Source organism: Paraburkholderia sp. (assembly GCF_035948235.1).
Taxonomy (GTDB): Bacteria; Pseudomonadota; Gammaproteobacteria; order Burkholderiales; family Burkholderiaceae; genus Paraburkholderia.
Genome location: NZ_DASZJJ010000070.1, coordinates 1 through 3,761, shown reverse-complemented (window position 1 = coordinate 3,761; position 3,761 = coordinate 1). Strand labels below are relative to the sequence as shown.

Sequence of the window (3,761 nt, the reverse complement as noted above, 5' to 3'; positions counted from 1 at the left end):
CAACTGGATCTCACGCGCGCCCAGCCTGAAGCGCAAGGCGATCCTGCTTGCCAAAGTGCAGGACGAAGCCGGCCACGGCCTCTATCTGTATAGCGCCGCCGAAACGCTCGGCGTGTCGCGCGACCAACTGGTCGACGCGCTCCATAGCGGCAAGGCAAAGTATTCGAGCATCTTCAATTACCCGACGCCCACATGGGCGGACGTCGGCGTGATCGGCTGGCTGGTGGACGGCGCGGCGATCATGAACCAGATTCCGCTGTGCCGCTGCACTTACGGTCCTTACGCCCGCGCAATGATCCGTATCTGCAAGGAAGAGTCGTTCCATCAGCGCCAGGGCTTCGACGCCCTGCTCGCGATGATGCAAGGCACTGAGGCGCAGCGCGAACTCATGCAGCAGGCCGTGAACCGCTGGTGGTGGCCGGTGCTGATGATGTTCGGCCCGAGCGACGCCGATTCCGTGCACAGCAACCAGTCGGCCAAATGGGGCATCAAGCGCATCTCGAACGACGATCTGCGCCAGAAGTTCGTCGATGCCACCGTCGAGCAGGCCAAGGTGCTGGGCGTGACGCTGCCCGACGCCGATCTGAAATGGAATGAGGCGCGTGGCCACTATGACTACGGCACGATCGACTGGGAAGAATTCTGGCGCGTCGTCAACGGCGACGGCCCGTGCAACCGCGAGCGTCTGGGCACGCGCGTGAAGGCGCACAACGAAGGCGCGTGGGTGCGCGAAGCCGCCCTCGCCCATGCCGAAAAACAGCGTCAGCGCGCCGAAAAGCACGCCGCGTAACACCCACAGACATTGGAAGGAGATCAGAGATGAACAAGGAATGGCCGATCTGGGAAGTGTTCGTGCGCAGCAAGCAGGGCCTCGATCACAAGCATTGCGGCAGCCTGCACGCCGCCGACTCGTCGATGGCGCTGCGCATGGCGCGCGACGTCTACACGCGCCGCCAGGAAGGCGTAAGCATCTGGGTGGTGCCGTCGTCGGCGATCACCGCGTCCGACCCGAACGAGAAGGCGGAGCTGTTCGAACCGGCCGGCGACAAGATCTATCGCCACCCGACGTTCTACACGCTGCCCGACGAAGTCAACCACATGTAATGAGCGCCACCATGACGACGCCCACGCAGGAACATCTCGCGTACGTGCTGCGCCTCGCCGACACGGCGCTGATCCTCGGTCAGCGCAACACGGAATGGTGTGGCCACGGCCCGATCCTCGAAGAGGACATCGCGCTGGCCAACATGAGCCTCGATCTGATCGGCCAGGCGCGCCTGCTCTACACGCACGCCGCCACGCTGGAGAAGACGCTCACCGGCCGCGAACGCACCGAAGACGACTACGCCTACTTCCGCGCCGAGCGCGAGTTCGCCAACTACACGCTTGCCGAGCTGCCGCACTTCGGCCCGCTCGCCGGCACGACGCATTCGGCCAACGACTACGCCGTAACGATCGTGCGCAACTTCCTGTACGCATCGCTGATGGCGCACCTGTGGACCGCGCTGCTGCGCTCCGCCGATGGGCAACTGGCCGCCATCGCCGAGCGCTCGATCAAGGAAACGCGCTACCACGTACATCACGCGCGCGACTGGTTGATCCGCTTCGGCGACGGCACGGAAGAATCGCACGACCGCGCCCAGGCCGCGCTGGACTGGCTGATGCCGTACACGCGCGAATTTTTCAGCACTGACAGCGTGGAAACCTCGGTGGCCGAAGCCGGCATCGCGCCGCTCACCGCGCAGTTCGAAGCCGCCTGGCGCGCCGACGTGGAAGCCGCATTCGAGGAAGCCGCGCTCAGCGCCCCCGCGCCGGTGAAGCACATCACGACCGGCAAGCACGGCGAGCACTCGGAACACATGGGCTTCGTGCTCGCCGAGATGCAGAGCCTGGCGCGCCAGCATCCGGGCGCGCGCTGGTAAGCGCGTTGGGCTACACGAGGAAATGACGATGCAAACAGCGACAGACCGCGCGCTCGAGCGCGCATGGCAGGCGCTCGAAGCGGTGCCCGATCCGGAGATTCCGGTCGTGTCGATCCGCGAGCTGGGCATTCTGCGCGACGTGCGCCGCGCCGACGACGGCCAGCTTGAAGTGGTCATCACGCCCACCTATTCGGGCTGCCCGGCGATGTCACAGATCGCCGAGGACGTCGCGCACGCGCTCGACGCCGCGCAGATCGCGCCGTATCGCATCGCCACCACCCTCACGCCCGCGTGGACCACCGACTGGATCACCGACGAAGCGCGTGAAAAACTGCGCGCCTACGGCATCGCGCCGCCCACGGGCAACTGCGGTAGCGGCACTGAACAAGTTGCAGGCGAGCGCCCCATCACCTTCATGCCGAAGCTGCCCGCCCCCGTCTGCCCGCGCTGCGGCTCGAAGCACACCGAACGCCTCGCGCAATTTGGCTCGACCGCGTGCAAGGCGCTCTATCGTTGCATCGACTGCCGCGAACCCTTCGACTACTTCAAACCGTACTGATATGGCCACCCCGCAATTCCATTCGCTGCGCATCCGCGAAGTACGTCCCGAAACCGCGGACGCAGTCTCCGTCGCGTTCGAAGTGCCGCCCGAGCTGCGCGACGCGTACCGCTTCACGCAAGGTCAGTTCGTCACGCTCAAGACCCACATCAACGGCGAAGAAACGCGCCGCTCGTATTCGATCTGCGTGGGCGTGACCGACTACGATCGCGACGGCGAACTGCGCGTGGGCATCAAGCGCGTGCGCGGCGGGCGATTCTCGAACTTCGCCTTCGACCAGCTCGCGCCGGGCCACGAAATCGACGTGATGACGCCCGATGGCCGCTTCTTCACGCACCTGAACGCCGATCACGGCAAGCACTACGTGGCGTTCTCGGGCGGCTCCGGCATCACGCCGGTGCTGGCGATCATCAAGACCACGCTCGAAACAGAGCCGCGCAGCGCTTTCTCGCTGGTCTACGGCAACCGCAGCGTGGACGCGATCATGTTCGCCGAGGATCTGGAAGACCTGAAGAACCGCTTCATGGACCGCTTCCGCCTCTACCACGTGCTCTCGGACGACCTGCAGGACGTCGAGCTGTTCAATGGCGTGCTCGATCAGGACAAGTGCGCGGCCTTTATCGAATCGCTGCTGCCCGCCGAGGAAATCGACGAAGCCTTCATCTGCGGTCCCGGCCCGATGATGGACGCCGCCGAAGCCGCGCTCAAGAACGCGGGCGTGGCGCAGCAGAAAGTGCACGTCGAGCGCTTCGGCTCGCCGCTGCCGCAGGCGGGCGTCCCGGCCGTCGAAATCACCGAAAGCACGCCGGCCGCCGACCTGGAGATCGTCATCGACGGCAAAAAGCGCAAGATGCGCCTGCCCTACGAGGGCGTGAGTCTGCTCGATGTCGGCCTGAAGGCGGGTCTGGCGCTCCCGTACGCGTGCAAGGGCGGCGTGTGCTGCACCTGCCGCGCGAAGGTGCTCGAAGGCGAAGTGAAGATGGACAAGAACTACACGCTCGAAGAGCAGGAAGTGAAGGACGGCTTCGTGCTGACCTGTCAGTGTCATCCTGTCAGCGAGCGCGTCGTGGTGAGTTTCGACGAGCGATAAATGCGTAGTTGCTGTAGGGCGTAATGCCTTGAGCATGCTGGTTTATCCGCGTCACGCGCAGTGTCACGAATAGACCTTAGAGCAACAGCACGCTTTCGGCGCTCCGGCGATCCGCTTACACTAGGGGCCGCCCGCAAGTGGTGCAGCGCAGCGCTGCATCGGTGCGGGTGGCCCCTTTTGTCTTTTGTGC

General features: G+C 64.8%; 5 protein-coding genes. All 5 read left to right on the top strand.

Annotated elements, in window-relative coordinates; all coding sequences use genetic code 11:
* Positions 1 to 790, top strand: a 790-nt coding sequence (gene paaA, locus VG320_RS04890; protein ID WP_327199019.1) for a 1,2-phenylacetyl-CoA epoxidase subunit PaaA, incomplete at its 5' end; no start/stop codon positions are given.
* Between the two features lie 29 nt (positions 791 to 819).
* Complete coding sequence (gene paaB / locus VG320_RS04885) at positions 820 to 1,104, top strand: 1,2-phenylacetyl-CoA epoxidase subunit PaaB (RefSeq protein ID WP_327199018.1); 285 nt, start codon at positions 820 to 822, stop codon at positions 1,102 to 1,104.
* Positions 1,105 to 1,115: 11 nt separating this feature from the next.
* The gene (gene paaC, locus VG320_RS04880) at positions 1,116 to 1,922 is read left to right on the top strand and encodes a 1,2-phenylacetyl-CoA epoxidase subunit PaaC (protein ID WP_327199017.1); all 807 of its coding nucleotides are present in this window, start codon (positions 1,116 to 1,118) and stop codon (positions 1,920 to 1,922) included.
* A 22-nt stretch (positions 1,923 to 1,944) separates the two neighbouring features.
* Positions 1,945 to 2,481, top strand: coding sequence for a 1,2-phenylacetyl-CoA epoxidase subunit PaaD (paaD, locus tag VG320_RS04875; RefSeq protein WP_327199016.1), 537 nt, complete (start codon positions 1,945 to 1,947; stop codon positions 2,479 to 2,481).
* Position 2,482: 1 nt separating this feature from the next.
* A complete protein-coding gene (gene paaE, locus VG320_RS04870; RefSeq protein ID WP_327199015.1) occupies positions 2,483 to 3,571 on the top strand; it encodes a 1,2-phenylacetyl-CoA epoxidase subunit PaaE in 1,089 nt (362 codons plus the stop codon).
* Positions 3,572 to 3,761 lie beyond the last annotated feature (190 nt).